Here is a 24,493-nt window from a genome sequence, read left to right as displayed (position 1 = left end):
TGCAGCATCATCAAAACTGGACTATACCAGAAGAGGTTTACTCAAGCATTTTGCCGGATAAAATAGGAAGAAAGCAGTCAATAACTGCCGTAATAAGGGTGAAAACATCCCCAAATGAATGAAAAAATGATCAGAGATGCGCACACTTTTCGTTCATAAAATGAACTGATATCACATTTTTTATGCACGTCTGTTTGGTATAAGAAACGTCAAGATACAGCTATCGCGCTGTCATCTGTCTACGGAACAAGGAAAGTGAGGGAAGAAAGGAGGCGTGGGCTGAGTGAAAACCACTCAGCCCACTAACGCAAAGCGACCTTTTTGGCTATTTGTTTGACATATTGGTTGCGATAGCCGGTCGTTCATTACTTTAATCGCACCACAAAACGCCATTTTTTTATTCGCGCTCAGTTCAAAATCCGCTTCGCGCGCGAGCATGCACAGTGAAGCGGAACCGGCGTTCTCTATGATAATAAACGGCGCCCTATCCCCTGTTTGGCTGGTGAGCTCGACTATTTGCCCCCACTCAGGGGTGGCAATAGTGTCTTGTTGTGGCTCGAAAAACCAGCTTTTAGGTAAGACAGGTTTGTGGAAGCGATAGGCTGCCACTGCGTTCAAAGCGAGTTCGGCCTGACGAGGGCCGGAAAGTGAGAGGTTTGACAGAGGCTCTGTCAAACGTTGAAAGAGTGATGCATCCTCAACAGAAAATGGGGATGATGAGAACGCATCGGGGATGAGATGTTTGGCATTAACCGCCACGCGAAAAACCATGTCATCGCCTAAATCCAGCATCAGTGAATTCGACGTATTATCGAAATACCATCTCCATGCATCATTAGGTTTTAACATACTTCAGCTCCCGCGATGACTCACTTACTGGGTGTCTGGCGATAACAACACTGCCATTGCCTGAAGTGTAATGGGCTGAAGCGAAAAAAAAAGGGGAAGAAAACGTCCCCTTTAATGCGTTAAGCGTTTATTTACTAAGCTAAATATGACGCACGATTTGTTTGATGAGCCCAGGACCTTGGTAAATTAACCCAGAGTAGACTTGCACCAGGTCCGCCCCCGCTTCGAGTTTTTCTCGCGCGGCGGTGACTGAGTCAATGCCGCCTACCCCAATGATGGGCATCGCACCATCGAGTGCACGATGTAGTTGGCGAATGACCTCGGTGCTTTTTAGTTGCACAGGACGGCCACTCAGCCCACCCGCTTCACGATAATGTGGCATACCATCTACCAATGAACGCTCAAGCGTCGTGTTGGTCGCAATCACGCCATCGATCTGATGACGAATCAGTGCTTGGGCCACTTGTTGAATTTCGTCTTCACTCAAATCTGGGGCAATCTTAACTGTCAAAGGCACGTATTTATCGTGGGTGTCTGCCAAGTGTGCCTGTTCCGCTTTCAGTGTGCTAAGGAGTTCATCGAACATCTCGCCATATTGTAAGGTACGTAATCCTGGCGTGTTAGGCGACGAGATATTTACGGCAATATAGTCAGCGTGTGGGTATACTTTTCGCATGCAGGCGAGATAATCGTCGGTCCCCTGCTCGATGGGTGTATCTTTGTTCTTACCAATATTAATCCCCAACACACCATCGAAGTTTTTCGCACGTTTCACGTTTTYTACCAATGCATCAACGCCTTGGTTATTGAAACCCATTCGATTGATGATCCCCTCGGCAGCTATAATACGAAAAAGTCGAGGCTTATCGTTACCCGGTTGCGGACGGGGCGTCACTGTCCCCACTTCTACAAAGCCAAACCCCATCGCGCCAAAGGCTTCTATGCACTCGCCGTTTTTGTCCAATCCTGCTGCTAAGCCAACGGGATTATTGAAGTTGAGTCCCATCACGGTAACTGGACGAGGAGGAAGCTGTTGGGAATAGAGAAAACGAAGCGGGGTGTGGTGATATCGAGAAAGGGTGTTGATGGTTAGATCATGTGCTTTTTCTGGATCTAACTGAAAGATAGCCGGTCTGGCGAGGCGGTAAAGCATTATCCCTCCTAATAAAAAAAGCCCCGTATAAACGGGGCTAGATTATTGCGTTATTGGCGCGCTAATTCAATTTAAATTTAACAGCGACAATTCACGGAGTGCCACCGAGAACTTGGCAAACTCATGCACTGAGCCCACTTTGAACTCATCAACAATGCTCTGCCAGCGGCCGAGGATCACCACGTGCTCATCCATCCATTGCGCTAATCCTGTCTCAGCATCTTGATCATCCGCCATTTCAGACACAATATGAGCGGTGAGTAAGCGTTGTTGCCAATCCAGATCTTCACGGAAAGACGCACGGGCCAAAGCTTGCCAGTGGTTATCCACGGGTTGATTGTTGATTTGTTTCAAGAACCAGTGCAGTGACAGGCTATCCCCTAGCACGTAATACAAGCGCGCCACCAGCTCAAACGGCTTATTCAGCTGCTCTGACACCTGTGCTAAGTCTAAGCCAGAGAACACGCTAGTGAGACGACAGACTCTATTGGCCAGTGCATCCGGCACCCCAGCTTGTCGCAATGTCTCCGCCTGTTGGTCATGCTCTTTGATTTCACTCTCAACTAGATACTTGTCCAAGTGCTCAACCAAGTTTTGCAGCGCGGGGCGATAAAAGGCCACTTGTGCCTCGATGCTCTCCCCTTTACGTTTGTTGCGTAACATCCATCGCGTTGCGCGCCGTAACATCCGACGGCAACGGAACAAGATATCGTATTGCACCTTAGCACTGACCTGATTATCTAGCGCTCGGACATCATCAAATAATTGTTCAAAGCCAAACACATCACGCGCGATAGCATACGATTTGGCAATCTCACTGACACTTGCGCCGGTTTCATCTTGCATACGCGTAATGAAATTAAAGCCCATGTCGTTCGACATCTGGTTCGCCAACGCCGTCGCAATGATCTCGCCGCGAAGTGGATGGGATTCCATTTCTTGGCGATAGTGACGCTGTAACTCTTTCGGGAAGTAACTGGGAAGTAGCTGGCCAAAGTGTGCATTTTGCGTCACGTCATCGACCACCAGTTGCTCTTTGAGCACCATCTTCCCGTACGCCACCAGCACGGCAATTTCTGGGCGCGTTAGGCCCGTGCCACGCAGATTACGCTCAGACAAGGTCTCATCATCCGGCAAATATTCAAGTGCGCGATCCAGCTTGCCCTCTTTTTCAAGATAATGAATAAAGCGGATCTGCTCTTTTAATAACGCAGCTTGCTGATTGTGAGTAACCGAAATCGACTCACTCTGACTGTACGCATCTTCAAGCACGATATCCGACACTTCATCTTCCATCCGCTCTAGTAGCTCGTTGCGTTTTTTCATGGTCAAGTCGCCAGCGGCCACCAGCCCATTGAGCAAGATCTTGATATTGACTTCGTTATCGGAACAGTCGACCCCACCAACGTTGTCGATAAAGTCGGTATTGACGCGACCGCCTTTGAGCGCATATTCGATCCGCCCCAGTTGCGTCATTCCTAAGTTGCCCCCCTCACCGATAATGCGGGCGCCAATTTCGTTACCATTAACACGCAATCCGTCATTGGCGCGATCACCAACAGAGGTGTGGGTTTCATCAGACGACTTCACATAGGTGCCGATCCCACCATTCCAAAGTAGATCAACTTTGGCTTTTAAGATCTGCTTAATCAGATCATTCGGTGCCATTGACTGCTTGCGTGTCCCAAGCAGTTTTTGTATCTCTGGCGTTAAAGTAATCGACTTGGCGCGGCGAGAGAATATCCCCCCACCTTTGGAAATCAACTTGCTGTCATAGTCTTCCCAGCTTGAGCGCGGCAGGTTGAAAAGGCGCTGTCGCTCTTTCCAACTTTTTGCAGCATCTGGCTCAGGGTCAATAAAGATATGCATGTGGTTAAACGCAGCCACCAAGCGAATATGTTTAGACAGCAACATGCCGTTACCAAACACATCACCGCCCATATCGCCAATCCCCACACAGGTAAAATCTGTGGTTTGACAGTTGATATCAATTTCGCGGAAATGACGTTTCACTGACTCCCACGCACCGGAGGCAGTAATCCCCATCTTCTTGTGGTCATAACCGTTAGACCCCCCCGACGCAAACGCATCGCCCAGCCAAAAGTCATATTGTGCGGAAACACTGTTAGCAAGATCGGAAAATGTCGCTGTCCCCTTATCTGCAGCAACTACCAGATAGGCATCGTCTTCGTCATGACGGACAACGTGTCGCGGCGGTGTCAGGGTACCTTCCACGATGTTATCGGTAATGTCGAGCAACCCTTGGATGAAGATCCGATAGCATCGCTTCCCTTCCGCGAAAATCGCATCGCGACCCGAGAGCTGGTGCTGTCGCTTACAGACAAATCCACCTTTCGCCCCAACAGGCACAATCACGGTGTTTTTCACCTGCTGCGCTTTGACAAGACCAAGCACCTCGGTACGGAAATCTTCTTGCCGATCCGACCAACGGAGCCCGCCACGAGCCACCTTACCACCGCGTAAATGAACCCCTTCAACATCGGGGGAATACACGAAGATCTCGAACGCCGGAACAGGCTTGGGCATATCCGGGATTTCAGAGGCCTCGAGTTTTAACGAGAGATAAGGCTTGTCTTGGCCATTATCCGGATCTTTTTGGAAGAAGTTGGTCCGTGTGGTCGCCAACATGATGTCCATGTAGCGACGAATAATACGGTCATCATCAAGGCTCTCAACATTATCGAGCGCTTCTTCGATATCATTGATAATAGCGTCCTGCGCGCGCTTGGTTTGCTTACCCGCCGGATCAAAGCGCGTATTGAACAGTTTTACCAAGAAGCTGGCAAGCTGAGAGTGTGACGCCAACGTTTCTTCTATATAGGCTTGACTAAATGGAAAGCCAATCTGACGCATATAACGCGCATAAGCACGTAAAATGGTCACTTCTCGTCCCGACAGCCCCGCATTGAGCACCAAGCGGTTAAAGCCATCGTTGTCCAAACGGCCATGCCAAATATCGGCAAAGGCATGTTGGAAACGATCTCGGGCATTACCAAGATCAAACGCCGAGCCGGCACTGTGCAACATGGAGAAATCAAGGATCCAGTATGTATCTCCTTGGCTAGTTGCCACCTCATAAGGCGACTCACCAATCACTCTCAGCCCGAGGTTTTCCAACATCGGCATCACATCAGACAGATGAATAGGCTCGCCCTTTTGGAACAACTTGAGGCTAATCGCGTTGGATTGATGGCTCACCTCTTGAGGACGGTAAAGCAACATGTCTAGCTTATTATCATCACTGAGACCTTCAAGGCGCTCAATGTCAGCAACGGCTGAGCCAGGGAGCATGGCTTCCTTGTACGAACGTGGAAACGCGCGTAAATAGCGTTTGGCGATTGGCGTACCTCGGTTTTCACCAAAGTTAGCAATCACCGCCTCTTGCAGGCGATCGTCCCACGACGACGCTGCCTCTGTTAGGTTTTGTTCGATCTTCTTCACATCAATATCGAAATTGTTGTTTTCTACTCGGACGATATAGTGCGTCCGTGCCAAGGGGCTTTCCGAGAAGAAAGTGGTAAATTCTACCGTCTGATCGGAACCAAAGTATTGCTGGAGAATACGCTGGGTTTGACGACGGAACTCGGTGTTGTAGCGCTCACGAGTGATATACACCATGCACGAGAAAAAACGCCCAAATGGATCGCGACGGACAAACACTCGCAACATGTCGCGATCTTGCATCTGCACCACGCCCATCCCAACGTCGCGCATTTCGTCTTCCGTCGCTTGGAACAGCTCATCACGCGGATAGTTTTCCAAAATATTCGCTAATGCTTTCCACGAATGGGATTCACGATAAAAACCACTGTTATCGAGAATACGGCGTACTTTATTTCGTAGGACAGGAATACTTGCCGTGGATTGGTTATAGGCAGATGATGCGTAAAGGCCTGTGAAACGGTGTTCGCCAATCACATTCCCTTGTTTATCGAACTTTTTAATGCCGATGTAATCCACATAAGCCGGACGGTGAACTCGCGATTTGGCGTTACTTTTTGTGAGCACCAGTAGCTCTTTTTTCAACGCTTCAGCACGGGCGGACTCTGGCATTTCTGACAAGCTGAGTACCGCGGGCGATTTATGTTTTTTCGCCAAGCCAAGCGCATTACAGTCTGTGCTTGCCCGCAGTTCATAATCCCCTTCAACAGGCACTAAATCAAAACACTTGTACCCCATAAAGGTAAAGTTGTTGTCAGTAATCCAACTCAAAAACTCGATCGCTTCTTGCCGACGCTCGTCATCAATCGGCAACGGTGTGTCTTTCAATTCCGACACCAACTCAAGCATCTGCTCACGCATCGGCTTCCAATCGTTCACCACCATCACCACATCCGTTAAGGTTTCAGACAGCTCAGCCTCAAGTGCCGCCATCTCTGACTCATCGGACATTTTGTCAATTTCGATATGGAACGTGCTTTGGAACTGGCCATTATCATCACCAATGGCAATCACATCACCCTGCTCATTCTTTTGTGATTTTATTGGGGTGTTAAGCATTAAGTGGGTGGTGATCCCCAAACGGTTGAGCGCCATACGCACCGAATCAACCAAGAAAGGGGCGTCAGGTGCCAAGATCTCGACAATGGTGTGGGTTGACTGCCACCCATTGCCACTAAGGCTGGGGTTAAAGACTTTTACAAAGACTTTATCTTGTTCAAAGGTGTTGAGGTGGTGCCACAAACTCATCACAGCACCGTAGAGATCTGACTCATTGCGTTCCTGCAAATCATCATCAGATATTTGACCCAATATCCTTTTGGCTAATGCATCGACAAGTGGTTGTTGAGTTTCATCGAGTTTATCGGCAATCAACTGATAAACCTTCTCAAGTAACACAGGTACTATAGGGTCACGCGAGGTCATTCTGGAGCTCCGTTGTCCTTTTTAGAACATTATCGTTGTGAGTATTCAGAAGTAAACATTGCGTTAACAAACGCACTGTCTAGTGTAAGGCTTGGTAGATAAAAACGTTATAGATAAACGGCTGGATTTACGCGAATTTCGCCAGAATGTGACTGCTGTGGCTATTTAAACAGAAGAATTGATGAGGCTTTACTCGCGCACCACTAGGCTACCCGCATTAACGACTGGAACTTGTGGTTGGCGTCTGTCACCAGTTTAAAACGCCCGCGTATACCGAGGTGTGATAAGAAAGGACGAAAACGAGAAGCCGGGATCTGAAGACGCAGCCCCTGATCGGATGTCACCACCACATTGGCCGCGGCACCACTGTAGTAGTGTTGATACTCTGAGTAAGCAATGTAAACGTTAAAATAGTACTCCATCTCTTCCGCTCAACCTATCACCGTGACACCGCTAACCAATCAACTCCCAAAAACAAAAAGCCGCCCAAGGTGGACGGCTTTTCACACTTGTTAACGCTTGGCTGATTTTATCCCAAATCGTTTCTTATTGCTCAAGTGTTTTTTCTACTTTTTCATAAAGATCCGCTGCTAAGTTATCCATATCGGCCAACTCTTGCAATATCTGGCGCATTTGCTGCTGGCGATCGCGATCGTAATGGGCAAGCTTGAGCATAGGATCAATCAATCGAGACGCCACCTGCGGGTTCGATTGGTTGAGTATCACTAAGATCTCTTTCAAAAACCGATAGCCGCTACCGTCTTTAGCGTGGAAACGCGCAGGGTTTCGGTTGCAAAAAGCGCCCACTAAGCTGCGAACACGGTTGGGGTTTTTAAGGGTAAAGGCCGGATGGTCCATTTGCACTCTAACTTGGTCAAGCGCATTGTCTGCTGGGTTTGCCCCTTGCAGCATAAACCATTTGTCCATTACCAGCCCATCATGCTGCCATTTATCACTGAAATCTTTCATCAGTGGTTCACGGCACGGCAATTGCGCATTGTTGGCGGCATTCAATGCTGCCATGGTGTCGGTCATATTATTCGCAGCATGGTAATGACGCTCAACATGCGTATTGCCGTTTTCCGTATGGGCGAGATAGCTCAAACAGGTATTGCGCAACGCGCGCTCACCGATAGCTTTATGGGTGATCTGATATTCAGGCTGCGCATACTGGCGGTATACCGCATCAAACTCATCAACCATATGATCGGCAAACTGCTGCTTGAACGCCGCCATCACCTGGTGAATAGCATCAACGTCAACGGTATCAAACCACCCTGCCACTTCGGTTTCACTTGGAAGATTAAGCACTTCTGCAATCAAAGCCGGATCCGTGTTGTCACTAAGGAGTACGCCACGGAACGCATCAATCACAGACAGAGGCACATCAATAGGCTGCTCGTTCTGTACCCGTGCGACGTTCGCTTTAATATGCTTAGCCAGTAGGCTCTGACCCGCATCCCACCGCGCAAAGTCATTACGCGCATGTTGCAATAAGAAGGCTAATTCATCATCTTGATAATCGTGATCAAGCTTCACCGGCGCCGAGAACTCGCGCAGTAGTGATAGCACAGGTTGCTCGTCCACCTCATCAAAAATAAAGGTTTGCTCTGTCTCCGTTACCGCGAGCACATTGGAGACGCTCTCACCGTGGCGCTGTAACTTAATCACACTGCCATCACGACGATACAGCTCGATATCCAATGGGATATAAAGCGGCAACTTCTCCTGTTGATCCGCCGTTGGCGGGGTGTGCTGAGAAACATGCAGTGCTAATTGTTTACTATCAGGATCATACGTCGACGACACGCTGAGCACTGGCGTTCCCGACTGGCTATACCAACGACGGAACTGGGTCAAATCAATCCCAGAGGCATCCTCCATCGCTTGAACAAAATCATCACAGGTTGCCGCGGTACCATCATGGCGCTCAAAGTAAAGCTTAACCCCTTTTTGGAAGCCTGCTTCACCCAAAATAGTATGCATCATGCGGATAACTTCGCTGCCCTTCTCATACACCGTCAGGGTGTAAAAGTTATTCATCTCGATCACCTTCTCTGGCCGAATCGGATGAGACATGGGGCTGGCATCTTCAGCAAACTGCGGGCCACGCATAATACGTGCGTTATTGATACGATTAACCGAACGCGAGCCTAAATCTGACGAAAACTCTTGGTCTCGGAATACCGTTAGCCCTTCTTTGAGGCTCAGTTGGAACCAATCACGGCATGTCACTCGGTTCCCCGTCCAGTTATGGAAGTACTCATGACCAATGACCGCTTCGATGCCAAGATAATCGGTATCGGTGGCGGTTTCTGCGTTTGCCAATACGTACTTGGAGTTAAAGATATTTAAGCCTTTATTCTCCATGGCGCCCATGTTGAAGAAGTCAACGGCGACGATCATGTAGATGTCTAGATCGTATTCAAGATCAAAGCGATCCTCGTCCCATTTCATTGCGTTTTTGAGTGAAGTCATCGCGTGATCGGCACGATCCAAGTTGCCTTTATCAACAAAAATCTCCAACGCCACATCTCGGCCAGATCGTGTGACAAACGTATCGCGTAACACATCAAAATCGCCACCAACCAGCGCAAATAGGTAGCTGGGCTTGGCGTAAGGGTCATGCCATTCCACCCAGTGGCGGCCACCTCCCAATTCACCCGACGCGATCTTATTACCATTACTGAGTAAGTACGGATAATTTGCTTTATCCGCAATCACTTTGGTGGTAAAGCGCGCTAACACATCGGGACGGTCGAGATAATAAGTGATTCGGCGAAACCCTTCCGCTTCACACTGGGTGCAGTACGCCCCGCCTGAGATATAGAGCCCCTCTAACGCAGTATTGTTTTCCGGGTCAAGCTGAGTTTGTACGGTTAACGTAAACGCTTCAGGAACGTCTCGGATAATCAATTTACCCGCTTCTTCACTATAAGCCGTCCAAGGGTCGCCGTTGATGTCTAGGCGCACTAACGTCAATGCGTCACCGTCTAGTTCGAGATCCGTCGCGTCATTATTCAGGCGTTTTACCTGGCTGACGGCAGTGACCAGGGTGTTGTTCGGATGGAGATCAAACTCAAGATTGATGTCCGTAATAGTGAAATCCGGTGCACGGTAATCATCACGGTATTTGGCGGTGGGTTGTTGAGACATGTCGTTTCCTTTTTATCGAGTGTACCTCAGCCAACGAACTGTATTCATTCGCCCAAGGGCGATTTTGCATGCCATACCTTACCGCGGCTTGGCATCGATGACTATAGACTTAACAGTTTGTTATCAAATGTTTGCGTTTACATTCAATAAATGCCGCATAATGTCAACGAAGCCTGCCAATCCCAACGGAAATATAATGTGACGACGGTTAAATTTTATAAAAATTGCGGTACTATGACGCTCATTTCGTTTTGTAACCCGTAAGGCGTTCACCACGCATGCACAATCCGATCATTACATCACTTTTGGATACTGATGCTTATAAAATCAATATGCAGCAAGCAGTATTCCATCATTATCCTGATGTCCACGTTACCGCTGACTTTTACTGCCGCAGTGATGAAGACCTCTCCTACTTATGTGAACAGGTGGTGGATCATGTCCACCATCTCGCGACATTACGGTTTCGTGAAGACGAGCTCAGCTATCTGGACTCGCTAGGTCTGTATCAAGCAGACTTTCTCGCCTTTTTGTCAGGTTTTCAATTCGATCCTGACCAGGTCACTGTTGGTATCGAAGACGGTCAATTGGCGATTCATATCGCCGGCCCCTGGCACGAGGTGATTCTCTGGGAAGTACCCCTACTGGCGATTATTTGTGAGTTGAGAAATCGCGCCTGCTACCCTCATCACACGGTCAATGACGCGCTCACGCGTCTTGATGATAAACTTGCACATCTACCCAAAGATGGCTTTGCGGATGGGTTTCAGCTGGTGGACTTTGGCACACGACGACGGTTTTCACGCGAGATGCACCAAGCGGTAGTGACACGACTGCACGACGTCTATCCGCCTTTAAAAGGCACCTCTAACGTGTGGCTAGCGAAACAGCTAGGGCTCCCGCCTGTCGGCACCCAAGCACATGAGTGGTTTCAGGCCCATCAGCAGCTTGCCGGCCAGTTAGCTGACTCTCAGCAGCTTGCGTTACAAGTCTGGCTACAAGAATATCCCGATAGCCTCGGGATAGCGTTAACCGATTGCATCAACATGGATGCCTTTTTACAGGACTTTGACCGTTCACTTTGCCATGCCTTTAGCGGCTTACGTCATGACAGTGGTGACCCGATTGCGTGGGGTGAAAAGGCGATCGCGCATTATCGGGAGCATGGCATTGATCCCAAAGATAAGACGCTGGTCTTCTCCGATAGCCTCACGCTGGCGAAGGCTGTGCACATCTATCAATACTTTGCCGACAAAGCCACGACCTCATTTGGTATTGGCACGCAGTTGACCTGTGATCTGCCCAATGTGAAAACCCTCAATGTGGTGATCAAACTTACCACCTGCCAAGGGAAACCTGTCGCCAAAATTTCTGATGAACCTAACAAAGCCATTTGTAAAGATGAGGCGCACCTCTCTGCACTAAAAGCCGCGTTCAAGTTACCGGACTAAACCGTTGTCGGACGAGACGCTTCACACCTACAGAGAGGGCCGGTTAATTACCGGCCCTTTTTAATCTCGACTTCTTCTACTGATATAGCCACCACCGCTAACGTTGGCGTTGTAACACCGCCTCCATACCAAACACCTCATTGGTTAAGCGTAAGGTATCTGAGGCGAGTTGGTACTGGGATGAATGGCGTCCTTGTTCATAAATAAGCATCAGGTTGTCACCTTCAACCAAATACACCCCGCGGTGAGTAATGGAGCGGCCATCGTTGCCACGCACCTGCATCGCGAAGAGAAAGTCTGGGCGAAGTTTCAGCGACACACCATCCACCGCTTCACTCACATCTTCCCCTTCAATACGGTTTGAACGCCATACACCGGAGAGATCCTCCGGCAGCAGTTTGGTAAAAACCGCCCCCTGAAGCTGCAACTGGTTGTGATTCAACTGGTAGGCATGCACTTGATCCGCCCCCTGCCCATCGTACAACCGTAATGCTTGATGGTTCACCGTATATCTGCCGGCCGCCGTTTCAAGTTGCCCGTCACGACGCAGCATATCAATACGAAATTCATAATGAGAATTAAACGAAAGGTTAATGGCTTTATAAGGATGACGAGCCTCTGACTCTTCCTCAGCACTAAACCAATACCATTGACCAAGCAGTAACGGGACGTCAAATCGCGCTAAGTCGTCACCGCGTACTGGCAACGCCATCACTAAGGCCACAAAAGCACCCAATAAGCAACGCATACCTTCCCCCTTATTGGCAGTGATGCCCTACCAATAAGGTTAGACGGACTTCCCAGTTTTATGCAGTTTTTTGAGCAAGATCTCGTTTCATGTTGAGTGACACCGTCTCGTCGTCACCATAATGTCATAAAAAAGCCTAGACGAATGGCCTAGGCTTGGGGGGACTCGGACAATGCCGACCTGCTACCTAACGGTTGGCAGAAAGAAGATTAGCCAAATCCTTTGTGATGCTCGCGGCTTCATCTAAGTATGCATCTGGCTCTTCGTAGTCTTTAGGCACATCATCGAGCGTTTTAAAGGGGGGCTCTCCCAATGCTTCCTGGCGCGTATTCAACCGCGCCAAACGCGCTTCGTCTTCCCGATCCATGTCTTTACGACGTTCTTCTTCGTTCAAAGAAATCGTATTTTTATCTTTCTCTTCTTGGTAACGCGCAATATCTTGGCGAATGAAGTCGAATTCACGATCATCTTTGATCCGCGCTTTGTGCCTTTCGCCCAGCGTGCTTACCAGCGACGAAGGCAGCGATCTTGGTTGATAATCTGCTTTTTCAATCCGATCCCAAGGAAGCGCATTCTCCTCGACACTCTCACCGGTTTCATCCGGTGTGACGGGGGAAGGAAAGACAATATCTGGCACCACACCTTTGTTCTGGGTACTGCCACCGCTAATCCGATAGAACTTCTGGATAGTGTATTGCACGTAACCCAGCGGTTTGTCGAACAAGTCATAAATATGGTTGAGCGAACGGTGCTGCTGTACGGTTCCTTTACCAAAAGATTGCTCACCAAGCACGACCGCGCGATCGTAGTCTTGCATTGCCGCGGCAAAGATCTCAGACGCTGACGCACTATAGCGATTGATTAATACCGTCATCGGCCCGTCGTAGAAACGTTTGCCGTCCGTATCACTGTTCACTTTCACTCGCCCATAGCTGTCTCTGACTTGTACAATGGGGCCTTTCTCAATAAACAAGCCACTGAGCGCAGTTGCTTCACTCAGTGCACCACCACCGTTATTGCGTAAGTCGACAACGATGCCGCTGATCCCCTTTTCTTTAAGGTTGGCGATCTCTTTTTTGGTGTCATCGGCCAGCCCGACGTAAAACCCGGGGACCGTCAGTACGCCGATTTTTTCGTCACCACGCTCAATCACGTCAGATTTTACCGCGCGATCTTCTAGGCGTATTTTGTCACGGGTGAGAGTGACGTTGTAACTCTTAGCGTTCGCCCCTTCGGGCAAAATCTTGAGTTTCACCTCACTGCCTTTAGGGCCTTTAATCAGCTCGACCACATCGTCCAATCGCCAGCCAATCACATCAACAACCGCCTCGTCCTCTTGGCCCACGCCAATAATACGGTCGCCAGGTGAAAGCTGTTTGGACTTAGATGCCGGGCCACCGGCGACGAGGGAACGAATCACTGTGTATTCGTTTTTCACTTGTAACACCGCCCCTATTCCTTCGAGGGACAAGTTCATTTCCGACTGGAATTGCTCGGCATTACGTGGTGATAGGTAGCTGGTGTGAGGGTCAACTTCACGCGCAAAGGCATTCATGTAGACCTGAAACACATCTTCGCTGTGACTTTGGGTTAAACGCTTCAATGCGCTGTTATAACGCTTGCCCAAGGTCTCTCGGATTTCTTCATCCTCTTTCCCCGTCAAACGTAGGTTCAAGGCATCGTTTTTAACCCGTTTATCCCAAATGGCATCCAGTTCGGCTTCGTCAGCCGCCCAAGGCCGCTCCGTCCGATCTAGCACCATGCTTTCGTCAGCAGAAAAATCAAAGGGCTTGTCCAACACGCGCAGCGCGTACTGATAACGCTCAAAGCGTTTTTTCAGCACATGATTGTAAATCGCATAGGCTGCTTGTGTATCACCTTCTTTAAGCTGGTCATCTAAGCGCGTTTTCCAGCGTGATAGACGTTCGACGTCACCTTGGGTTAAAAACACACGGTTATAATCCAGTGTTTCCAAATAACGATCAAAAATCGCCGCTGAGAAGGCATCGTCGAGCGCGAACTGCTTATAGTGGGATCGAGTGAAACGAGAAGTTACACGCTTGGAAGCGGTTTCGTGTTGAGGTTCAGCGGACAGTGAAGGGAGTTCACTGAGTTGAAAATTGGCTTCTACGGCCTGGGCAGAGGCTGCCAGCATCAAGCTGGCAGCGATAGCCGAAACGCGGCGTCGACAAAACATGCGTCGAGGAGTCTCCTTTAGGCGCTGAGGTGCTCCGCTTTTACTAACATGGTTAACCCGTTAGTCAGGCGAACACGCACCTCATCCTTGTTAATTTCAACAATGGTCGCTGGCAGATTACCGTTGCCCATGTTCACATTCACGTCTTTACCTACGACAACGTCGTTGGCGTTGAGTTCGCGACGTGGCTCACTCTCTTTCTTAGTCATTTTAGCGGGCTTTGGTTTACTCGTACGGCCTTTCGCTGATTGCGCAGCCGCCTTTTTGCCTTTTGGTGCGGTTTTACCCGCATTTTTCGCCTGGCCTTCTGACTTTTTCGCTTGTTGCTGCTTACGACGCTCTGCCGCACGCGCTTTGCTTTCTGACAAGGTCTGCGCAGCATGGTCGATATGCTCTTGCTCAAGCTCGCCACACGCATTGCCATCAAGGTCAACGCGTGACGCCCCTGGTTTCACGCTGTGCAGATAACGCCAGGAAGACGTGTACTGACGAAGCGCAGCGCGCAATTGGGTTTTGCTTACCTTGGGATCGCCTTCAAGACGTGTCGCAAGATCTTGAAAAATACCAATTTTTAACGGCTTGGCTTCGCCTTCAACAGTAAAACATTTAGGGAAACGTTCAGCAATGTAGGCAATGACTTCTTTGCTGTTCGCGAGCTTTTCAGTATTTTCCATGTTTTTTCCTGGCCTGCTGCGAGAAACCACAGCAGCGTATCTACGTGTATTTAAGTATGAAAGTGGTGCGTATTATAGATACCTGATATGAAAAAACTACCAAGATTGGCGAAATCACAAGTGTTTTTGCATTTCTTTGACCAAAGTAGCCAGTCCATGTTCATCTTCTTGGTCAAAGCGACCGATACTTGGACTATCAATATCCAGTACTGCCTGTAATTGGCCATTGACCCGAACAGGCACCACAATTTCCGAGTTACTCGCCGCGTCACACGCGATATGTCCTTCAAAGGCGTGAACATCTTCTACTCGCATCACGGTATCTTGGCGATAGGCCGCCCCACATACCCCTTTGTCATAAGGGATACGTACACAGGCTGGTTGGCCTTGAAACGGGCCGAGCACTAACTCTGCGCCTTCGTCGAGATAGAAACCCACCCAGTTAATATCTTCAAGCTGGCTATTGAGTAACGCACTTATATTCGCCAGTTTTGCAATAAGGTTGGGTTCCCCTTCGCATAACGCAACCGCTTGTTGGGTTAACAAACGGTAAAAATCAGCTTTGTTTTCCATAAATCACTGCATCTCAAACAACAAGACCATTACAATAGAAATAATCCAAAGACTTTTCAATTGAGTAACCCTATTTATGATCACTTGGCGCTGGCTTCTTGACCAAGCTCGACCCCATCGCACTCGGCTTATTTGGGCCAATGTGGTAGCCATTGCGGCCACCTTGGTCAGTGTGCCTATTCCGTTACTCATGCCATTATTGGTCGATGAGGTATTGCTAGACAAGCCAGACTGGGGGCTTGCGGTACTCAACACCCTGCTCCCAACGAGCTGGCAGCATGCGGCCGTCTATATCGCCGCTGTGTTGGTGATTGTCGTGTTGATGCGTGTGATTAGCCAGGGACTCAATATTTTACAAAGCCGCCAGTTCACGCTCGTCGGCAAAGCGATTACCTACAAGATTCGCCAACACTTGATTGCCAAGCTCGGGCGGATCAGTATGCGTGAATACGAATTACGCGGGAGTGGCGGCCTTACCTCTCACCTTGTCACCGATGTCGAAACCATCGATAAGTTTATTGGTACCACACTAAGCAAGTTTATTATTGGTCTGTTGACGGTGACTGGCACCGCGGTTGTCCTACTTTGGATTGATTGGCGACTCGGCCTGTTCATCTTGCTAATTAATCCCATTGTCGTGGCATTAAGCYGCACCCTTGGCCAACGGGTTAAGCATCTTAAAACAGAAGAAAACCAATCTTTTGAGCGTTTCCAGCAACGTCTCGTGGATACGTTAGACGGCTTGTATCAACTTCGTGCCGCCAATCGAGAGCGTGAATATTTACGTCAACTTGACCACAGTGCCAGTGAGATTAAAGACAGTGCTGACAAGTATGCCTGGCAGTCAGAAGCCGCAGGACGTTTATCATTTTTGATGTTCTTGATCGGTTTTGAGCTGTTTCGCGCCGTGGCCATGGGCATGGTCTTTTTCAGCGATTTGTCGATTGGTCTGATGTTTGCGGTATTTGGCTATTTGTGGTTTATGCTCGGCCCGGTCCAAGAGCTGCTCGGGATCCAATTTGCTTGGTACAGTGCTAAAGCCGCAATGACACGTATTAATGAGGTTTTACAACTGGCCGAAGAGCCGCGTCGGCCCGCGGGCATTGATCCCAGTCGTATCGCCACCCACGCACAGGACTCGGGCTTAACGGTCGAAATTGATAACCTATGCTTCTCTTACGATGAGGATAAATCGGTACTCAATGGTTTAAGCATGGATATCCCTGCCGGCCAGCGTGTCGCATTAGTCGGTGCCAGTGGCGGCGGAAAATCAACCCTCATTCAGTTGCTGTTAGGACTGTATCCGGTAGAACAAGGGGATATACGCTTTAACGGCCACTCGATTAATCATGTCGACATGGATGCCCTCCGTCATCAAATTGCCGTGGTATTGCAACAGCCTGTACTGTTTAATGATACGTTGAGAAATAACTTATGCTTGGGGCGTCATCTCGCTGACACCGCGCTTTGGCAAGCTATCGAGCACGCCCAATTGGGGGATGTGGTAACACAGCTCACCGACGGACTCGATACACCGCTTGGACGCCAAGGGATCCGTTTATCTGGCGGTCAGCGACAACGCGTGGCGATTGCACGCATGCTACTGAGTGACCCTAAACTGGTTATCYTAGATGAAGCCACGTCAGCGCTAGATACGGCCACTGAGCGCGCGCTGCACCAAGCAATGCAAACATTTTTGGCGGGACGGACAACCCTTATCGTTGCTCACCGTCTCTCGGCAGTTAAAGAAGCCGATCTGATTTATGTGTTGGATGAAGGACAAGTGACCCAACAAGGCACGCACACAGAGCTTGTTAATGCGCCCGGGGTCTATCAAACCTTGTATGGGCCAATACAACAGGCGGCGGGAAAGTAGACCATGACACAATCACCAGACAAACCGTGGGCGACGTCTCCACCTTTAACGAGGTGTTCGGGGTGCGATCTGGTGTTACAACCGTGCCAAACAGGCTCCGATCACCTAGCGATCTGTCCACGCTGCACCACCAAGCTCGCACACGGACGGCGGCTATCTTTTAATGGGGAAATAGCCTTAGCGCTGACGATTTTGGTGCTGTTTCTGCCCGCTCACCTTCTGCCACTCCTTTCCATCGATTTACTGGGAAAAACCATCACCACATCCGTGCTTACCGGTGCCGAGATACTTTGGTCTTCATTTCCATTTGTCGCCAGCCTCGTCATATTCTGTGCGTCATTCGCACCGCTTTTATTTACCTGTGCCTTATTGGTGCTGCACCTCTCTCGACGCCGACAATCTATCCGATGGTTTCGTCCAGCGGTGCGCGTGATTGCGCACAGCCGCCACTGGGTGATGGCGGATGTTTTAATGGTTAGCTTAGCCATCGCCTGTTTTAAAATCCAAGATTACGCCACCCTGCACTTTTCCGTAGGGCTTGCCTGCTATGCGACGATACAAATCTTGCTATCGGTTTTACTGGTGCGGGTCAATACGCAAAGATATTGGGATGCGTTTGCACAGCCAACGCCGCTGCCCAATAATGCGCCACTGGTGCGCTGCGACCACTGTGGGCTGACTCAAACCGTCAAGCAAGACACTCGATGCCACCAAGTGCTTCATCCTCGTCTGATACGCAGCGAACAAAAAACCTGGGCCTGTTTGATCACCGCGACCATTTTTCTGTTTCCGGCCAACCTGTTCCCAATCTCCATTTTGTTCTCCAACGGCATTCGACTTGAAGACACCATTTTTTCTGGGGTCGCGAGTCTGATTAATAATGGGATGCCAGGCATCGCTGCGATCATTTTTACTGCCAGTATCGTCGTGCCCGTTGCAAAGATACTAGGGCTAAGTTTGATATTAATAAGCTTACGGTGCACTACCGCCATCACACCACGTCAACATATGTGGCTATACCGAGGCGTGAAATGGATTGGAAAGTGGTCGATGATGGATTTATTCGTGATTGCGTTTATGGTYGCCTTAGTCGATCGTGGTCGCATTATGGACTTTATGCCTGGACCGGGTGCCATTGCATTCGGCTTGGTCGTGGTATTAACCATGCTTGCCACTGAATTTCTGGATACGCGTTTGATATGGGATCATCATGAGCGACAAACAAGACATACCCTCACCGATCGTTAAAAGCAGCTATGGCTTGTCTCCTCTATGGATACTGCCTGTATTAGCCTTATTGATGGCCGCTTGGCTGCTATTTCAATCCATCAGTGAAGCGGGGCAGCGGATTCAAATTGTGTTTAGCGATGCGCAAGGATTAGAAGCTGGCCAAACCACGATCCGTTACCAAGGATTAGAAGTGGGGAAGGTGCGCAATATTACACTCGCGGATGACTTGGACGGCATTTATGTTGATGCCAATATCTATCCAGAAGCAACACAACTGCTCACCAGTGGCACCGAGTTCTGGCTTGTGAAACCACGCGCCTCAATCACTGGCATCAGCGGCCTCGAAACCTTGGTCTCAGGCAACTATATTGCCTTACAACCGGGTAGCGGCGACCCCAGCCTATCCTTTGTTGCGCGTGACGAACCACCGACAGACATCGCCGATAAAGCCGGCACAACGGTCAAGCTACACGCACCGACATTAGGATCACTCAATGTCGGCTCGCCGATTTACTATCGGAAAATTCGTGTCGGCGAAATTTACAGTTACCGGCTTGATCAAGATTCGCAAGGGGTGACGCTCTCCGCGTTAATTGAGCCGCCATTCTCGCATTTACTCAAACAAGACTCACGCTTTTGGTCCATCAGTGGTGTAACAGCCAATGTTGATGTGTCTGGTGTTGACGTGCAGCTCGAGAGTGTGGCGAGCTTGATTGCCGGTGGCATTGCATTCGACTCCCCGAAAGCAAGCCCAACACTTGAAGAAGGTCGCCCTTTCCAGCTTTATCAAAGCCTTTCACAGGCTGCACGCGGTCAATCGATACAAATAGCGCTCCCTGAACAACATGGGCTGCCCGGCGCGGGGACGAAGATCACCTATCAAGGGTTAGAAATCGGTGAAATTACCCATATTGACATCGACGCACAGCAACAGCAGCCTGTCGCGACCGCGCACATTGACCCCAGCATGACCTGGCTGCTCAACCAAGACACCTATTTTCAGATAGAACAGCCACAAATTGGTTTTGATGGACTAAAGAACCTGGGGAATTTAGTCCTCGGCAACTACTTGGCGATCCAGCCTGGTTCGGCAGATGCTGATCCCGCGATGCCTGACGATATCTTTACTGCCCGCACTTGGCACCAACAGCAAAAGCAACTGGCCAATGCCCTCACGGTCACCTTAACCGCAGACGATGCCTACGGCTTAACTCCCCACACCAAAGTATTACATCGTGGCATTCAAGTGGGTTTTATCGACCGTGTCGGGCTTAACGAAAGTGACACTGTCACTTTGAAGCTGCTCATTTACCCAGAATACCGCCATTTGGTGAAGCAACAATCGCAGTTTTTTATTCTCGGTGGGATCACGGGCGAGTTCAGTGGTGATGGTCTCAATGTGGTCGTGCCAGCGATGGAGCAAATTGCCGATCCGGCTTTAAGCTTTACCAGTGAAGGGGCAAAAGGCGTTAAGAAGACGTATCCACTGTACACCTCCCCTATCCAAGCGAAGCACGCCAAGCAAGATGCCCGCGGTGAAACACGCTTTACCTTAGTGGCGAGTCGTATGCCCGGTGTGAGCGAAGGCAGCCCGGTGATGTACCGTAACTTTGTGGTCGGCCACGTCGAAGGGTATCAGCTGAACGGCAACAGTGTGTCTATCGCCATCGCGGTGAATAATCGCTATAAGCATCTGATTAATCCGCAAACCGTATTTTGGAATCAATCTGGGCTGGATATCAAAGCTAACCTCAGCGGCGTCGAAATTAATACAGGCTCGTTGCGGTCACTGGTTAACGGCGGTATCGCGTTCGGCACCATGCCTGGCATCAGTAATCAACGAAACGGCGATTGGAAGCTTTATCCCTCAAAGCAAGACGCCGCCCAATACGGTGTTGATATCAGGCTAACGGTTGACCAGGCCAACGGGGTGAAAGTGGGCAGCGCGATCCGTTATCAAGGAGTCGATGTTGGCGAAGTGATCACCCTAAGCCCCGACTTCGACCACGAAAACGTGACCATTCAGGCTCGTCTCTACCCTGAATACAAAAATGCGCTTGCGCGCACCGGCAGCTATTTCTGGCTCACTCAACCCGTCCTCAGCCTCACTAAAACAGAGAACTTGGACTCACTATTTGGCACCTATATCTCGGTGGTCCCCGGCGAGGGCGACTTCACCCAACAATTCACTCTCCATGACTCGCCCAAATATCCAAAAGGGCTGACACTCATCCTGGAGAGTGACGCTCGCCACTCTATCGCCCCTGGCACACCCGTGTTACATCGCGATATAGAAGTGGGTATCGTCTCTAGCGTTAAATTAGGCGAGCTATCTGACCGAGTCATTTTCGAGCTACAAGTCGCGCCACAGTATGCGCACCTGGTTCGTAAAAACACGGTATTTTGGAACGAGTCCGGGGTCGATGTATCCATCGGCCTGACAGGGGCGGATCTAAAAAGTGGCACCATTGATAGTTTGCTGAAAGGCGGTATTGCTTTCTCAACTCCAGACGATCAACCTTTGCAGCCGGTGGCCAATAATCATCGCCATTTCTTGTTGCACAGTGAGAGCAAAAAAGTATGGCGAGAATGGCGAACCGCTATTCCAACACCATAAACGCCGTACAAAGTGACCATCGATAGGCGCTTTAACAGCAAATCAGGGACCTTGGCTTACTCGCTAGGCCCCTGATAATACTGTTTATTCCACAAAGTCGTGTCACAAACTGGCAAGCCTTTATTGATAGACTACACTTTAGTAATCACAACCTAAATATTGGCATATGGCTCTTTGAGCCTTTTCCCTGAACCCGGAACAGGACGTTCCGGGTATTTTTTTACGCTTAGAAAGTGACACCGTCACTTGTTCAGGTAAATCCCGTCCGCTTCGATACGAATTTTACGTTGCTTGTAAAGTCCGCCCAACGTCTTTTTAAACGTGGCCTTGCTGGTACGAAAGAGAGAAAARATAGCGTCCGGCGAGCTCTTATCATTGAGTGGTAGAAAGCCCCCTTTGCTCTCAAGCGTTTTCATCACTTTGTCACTCAGATCATCAACCCGCGCCTTGCCGTGCTTTTGTAGGGCAAGATCGATTTTGCCGTCCTCACGCACGGTTTTTACAAAGGCACTGAGCTTTTTACCGATAAACAGCTTCCCGAACGCTTCAGCGCGATAAATAAGCCCCCAGTACTGATTATTCACCACGCACTTAAAGCCGAGATCAGTGATATCCGTAATGATGACCGACACTTTGTCACCCGCTTTTAAACGCGGCTTTTCGTCGCTGATAAACTTGTTGAATTTGCGGCTAGCGACGATACGGCCCGAGGCTTTATCCGTGTATACGCGAACCACATAAGGCTTACCCTCTTCCATGCGCGTACGTTGCTCGCTAAAGGGCACCAATAAATCTTTGCTTAACCCCCAGTCGACAAACGCCCCGACCGAATTCACGCCAACACAGCGCAACGATGCAAACTCGCCCACTTGCACATACGGCGTTTCAGTGGTGGCAATAATGTCATCTTCGGAGTCAAAATAGATGAACACATTAAGCTCGTCGCCGATATGGGTATCCTCCGGGACGTACCGAGTTGGCAGCAAAATATTGCCGAACTCATCACCATCAAGAAACACGCCGAAGTCTGCCTGCTTCACTACCGTCAATGTGTTGTATTGGCCTAGTTTAATCATTGTCTCAGTGCTGTAAAAAATAATGCCTGTGAGTATACGCAATTTGTCCTTCAGATGTGGAAGAAATGCGTTGTGGGTGAGGAAAAAAACACCAAACCATGCCAGCGAATATCCCTACATTCTATCTCTTGTTAGCCACCGCTAAGCTGTTAGGCTTACACCATAAAACCAAGGGGGAAGATATGGCAGTATTTGATGGTGAACACATTCGGTTTAGCTTTAGCCAGCTAGGCAGTGCTTTTGGCAATGCAGTGAAACCCACTCCCCTCGACAATGGCCGGCTTCTAACATACAACGCCGCACTGGCTGATGAGCTTGGATTAACGACGGCAGACATTCACAGTGAAAGCTTTCGAGCGATTCTGTCTGCGGAGGCGCCGCTTGCGGGCCGCCAACCCTTTGCAATGAAATACACAGGGCACCAATTTGGTCAATATAACCCTGAACTCGGTGATGGCCGTGGGGTGTTATTGGGGGAGTGGCGTGATGATAAAGGCACACTCTGGGATTGGCATTTGAAAGGGGCGGGAAAAACCCCCTATAGCCGCCACGGCGATGGTCGAGCGGTGTTGCGTTCGACACTCCGTGAGTATCTCGCTAGCGCCGCCATGAGGGGGCTCAACATCCCCACCACACAAGCATTAGCCATGGCCACCAGCGATACCCCGGTGATGCGCGAACGTATCGAGACCGCCGCAACGCTGCTTCGCGTTACCGAGAGCCACGTGCGTTTTGGCCACTTTGAGTACTTATTTTACAGCCGACAGCACGATGCGCTGCGCACTCTCGCTGATTATGTCATTGCACGCCACTTCCCTGAGCTTGCCGAGGCCGAGACGCCCTATGCCGCATTGCTACAGGAAATTGTCGAACGCACGGCAGAAATGATTGCCCAGTGGCAGGCAGTCGGCTTTAATCACGGGGTGATGAATACCGACAATATGTCGATTTTAGGCCAGACCTTCGATTATGGCCCCTATGCTTTTTTGGATGATTTCAATCCGAGTAATATTTGTAACCACACTGATTACACCGGGCGATATGCCTTTAATCAGCAACCGGCTATTGCGCTATGGAACCTCTCTGCGCTTGGCTACGCCTTTACGCCGCTGCTTGAAAGTGACGTGATTAACGACATTCTCGGCGGTTACGAGCATCACCTCCAAGTTGCTTATAGTCAGGTAATGCGCAATAAACTCGGGATCTCCGATGCCCAGCAAGGAGACAGTGAGTTGTTCAATGCCCTCTTTTCGTTGCTCGAGTCTCAACGTGTCGATTATACCCTGTTCTTTCATAGGCTCAGCCACATCACACAAGATGCGTTATTAAGCGCAAAGACACTCAGCCAGTTTAACGACCTCGTATCAGATGCTGACACATTAACGGCTTGGTTAAGCGAGTACCACCAACGGGTAGCGGCACATGACGACAACACTCGCCTCACTTGCATGCAGGCCACCAACCCTAAATTTGTTTTACGTAATTATTTGGCCCAACAAGCAATCGAGGCGGCAGAACAAGGCGACATGCAGCCAACGCACGATTTAATGCGTGTTCTGGCTGACCCCTTTCGATCACACAGCGACCTCGACCACCTTTCCCAACGCCCCAATGATGATGAGAAAGATTTGACGCTAAGCTGCTCATCCTAAAACATTGTGCGCCTCCGCCATTTATTTGGCCGAGGCGCACGCTGCCCAGCCAAGAGGGCATTCTAATAAGAAAAATCCAACAGATGTCACATTGATGCTTTCATGGGCGGCGTTTTTTGCTATCTTACTGGCTTCGCAACAGAATAAGATGTGAGGAAGGCTGTCCTCTATGCCCCTGAAAACCGATGAGCTTCGAACACGCGTGGTCGATACCATGCCCACGCCCGCAGAGGTGGAAGCTGCCCACCCCATCAGCGACAGTGTTGCTCACCATATCACCGCCGCTCGACAGGCGATCAGTCGCATTCTAAATGGCGACGATCAGCGGCTTCTCGTGATTGTTGGGCCCTGCTC

Annotated in this window: 15 protein-coding genes and 1 pseudogene; 6 read left to right on the top strand and 10 right to left on the bottom strand. The window is 49.6% G+C overall.

Annotated elements, in window-relative coordinates; genetic code table 11:
* Positions 1–294: 294 nt before the first annotated feature.
* The 5 genes from BZG14_RS07765 to pepN all read right to left on the bottom strand — a co-directional run bounded on the left by BZG14_RS07765 (position 295) and on the right by pepN (position 10,045).
* Positions 295–849: a cell division protein ZapC gene (locus BZG14_RS07765; protein WP_077458716.1), complete on the bottom strand. Its 555-nt coding sequence runs from the start codon at positions 847–849 to the stop codon at positions 295–297.
* A 139-nt stretch (positions 850–988) separates the two neighbouring features.
* Positions 989–2,002 carry a quinone-dependent dihydroorotate dehydrogenase gene (pyrD, locus tag BZG14_RS07760; RefSeq protein ID WP_077608434.1) on the bottom strand — a complete coding sequence of 338 codons (1,014 nt, stop codon included), beginning with the start codon at positions 2,000–2,002 and terminating at the stop codon, positions 989–991.
* Between the two features lie 66 nt (positions 2,003–2,068).
* Positions 2,069–6,889, bottom strand: a complete 4,821-nt coding sequence (locus BZG14_RS07755) for an NAD-glutamate dehydrogenase (protein ID WP_077608433.1) — start codon at positions 6,887–6,889, stop codon at positions 2,069–2,071.
* Positions 6,890–7,092: 203 nt separating this feature from the next.
* Positions 7,093–7,311, bottom strand: coding sequence for a DUF2835 domain-containing protein (locus BZG14_RS07750; RefSeq protein ID WP_069362421.1), 219 nt, complete (start codon positions 7,309–7,311; stop codon positions 7,093–7,095).
* Between the two features lie 124 nt (positions 7,312–7,435).
* Complete coding sequence (gene pepN / locus BZG14_RS07745; RefSeq protein ID WP_077608432.1) at positions 7,436–10,045, bottom strand: aminopeptidase N; 2,610 nt, start codon at positions 10,043–10,045, stop codon at positions 7,436–7,438.
* A 278-nt stretch (positions 10,046–10,323) separates the two neighbouring features.
* Between pepN and pncB the strand changes: the two genes are divergently transcribed.
* On the top strand, positions 10,324–11,496 hold the full coding sequence (pncB, locus tag BZG14_RS07740; RefSeq protein ID WP_077486271.1) for a nicotinate phosphoribosyltransferase: 1,173 nt from the start codon (positions 10,324–10,326) through the stop codon (positions 11,494–11,496).
* A 97-nt stretch (positions 11,497–11,593) separates the two neighbouring features.
* Here the strand turns inward: pncB and BZG14_RS07735 are convergent, their stop codons facing one another.
* The 4 genes from BZG14_RS07735 to BZG14_RS07720 form a co-directional block, all read right to left on the bottom strand.
* On the bottom strand, positions 11,594–12,244 hold the full coding sequence (locus BZG14_RS07735) for a hypothetical protein (protein WP_077458720.1): 651 nt from the start codon (positions 12,242–12,244) through the stop codon (positions 11,594–11,596).
* Between the two features lie 187 nt (positions 12,245–12,431).
* A complete protein-coding gene (gene prc / locus BZG14_RS07730) occupies positions 12,432–14,441 on the bottom strand; it encodes a carboxy terminal-processing peptidase (RefSeq protein ID WP_077600007.1) in 2,010 nt (669 codons plus the stop codon).
* Between the two features lie 17 nt (positions 14,442–14,458).
* Entirely contained in the window at positions 14,459–15,115 is a 657-nt protein-coding gene (proQ, locus tag BZG14_RS07725) for an RNA chaperone ProQ (RefSeq protein WP_069362426.1), read from the bottom strand.
* A 114-nt stretch (positions 15,116–15,229) separates the two neighbouring features.
* On the bottom strand, positions 15,230–15,688 hold the full coding sequence (locus BZG14_RS07720; RefSeq protein ID WP_077458723.1) for a GAF domain-containing protein: 459 nt from the start codon (positions 15,686–15,688) through the stop codon (positions 15,230–15,232).
* 76 nt (positions 15,689–15,764) lie between these two features.
* Here BZG14_RS07720 and BZG14_RS07715 point away from each other — a divergent pair, with 76 nt between their 5' ends.
* From BZG14_RS07715 to BZG14_RS07705, 3 genes are read left to right on the top strand one after another with little or no spacing between them, the layout of a single operon-like run.
* The gene (locus BZG14_RS07715; protein WP_077608431.1) at positions 15,765–17,564 is read left to right on the top strand and encodes an ABC transporter ATP-binding protein; all 1,800 of its coding nucleotides are present in this window, start codon (positions 15,765–15,767) and stop codon (positions 17,562–17,564) included.
* Between the two features lie 3 nt (positions 17,565–17,567).
* A complete protein-coding gene (locus BZG14_RS07710) occupies positions 17,568–18,812 on the top strand; it encodes a paraquat-inducible protein A (protein WP_077608430.1) in 1,245 nt (414 codons plus the stop codon).
* Positions 18,775–21,411: a PqiB family protein gene (locus BZG14_RS07705; protein ID WP_077486275.1), complete on the top strand. Its 2,637-nt coding sequence runs from the start codon at positions 18,775–18,777 to the stop codon at positions 21,409–21,411. Before BZG14_RS07710 ends, BZG14_RS07705 begins: the two co-directional genes overlap by 38 nt.
* Positions 21,412–21,653: 242 nt before the next feature.
* On the opposite strand, the gene BZG14_RS07700 is transcribed toward BZG14_RS07705, so the two are convergent.
* Positions 21,654–22,487: a CvfB family protein gene (locus BZG14_RS07700; protein ID WP_077486276.1), complete on the bottom strand. Its 834-nt coding sequence runs from the start codon at positions 22,485–22,487 to the stop codon at positions 21,654–21,656.
* Between the two features lie 182 nt (positions 22,488–22,669).
* Between BZG14_RS07700 and BZG14_RS07695 the strand changes: the two genes are divergently transcribed.
* Together BZG14_RS07695 and BZG14_RS07690 are read left to right on the top strand one after the other, a co-directional pair.
* Positions 22,670–24,139: a protein adenylyltransferase SelO gene (locus BZG14_RS07695; RefSeq protein ID WP_077486284.1), complete on the top strand. Its 1,470-nt coding sequence runs from the start codon at positions 22,670–22,672 to the stop codon at positions 24,137–24,139.
* Between the two features lie 169 nt (positions 24,140–24,308).
* Positions 24,309–24,493 (top strand): annotated as a pseudogene (locus tag BZG14_RS07690) (3-deoxy-7-phosphoheptulonate synthase); the annotation flags it as partial.

It is taken from the genome of Salinivibrio sp. IB282 (assembly GCF_001995685.1).
In the GTDB taxonomy this organism is placed as follows: Bacteria; Pseudomonadota; Gammaproteobacteria; order Enterobacterales; family Vibrionaceae; genus Salinivibrio; species Salinivibrio kushneri.
Note: the sequence above shows the minus strand (reverse complement) of the source record. Positions and strands in the feature narration are given on the sequence as shown.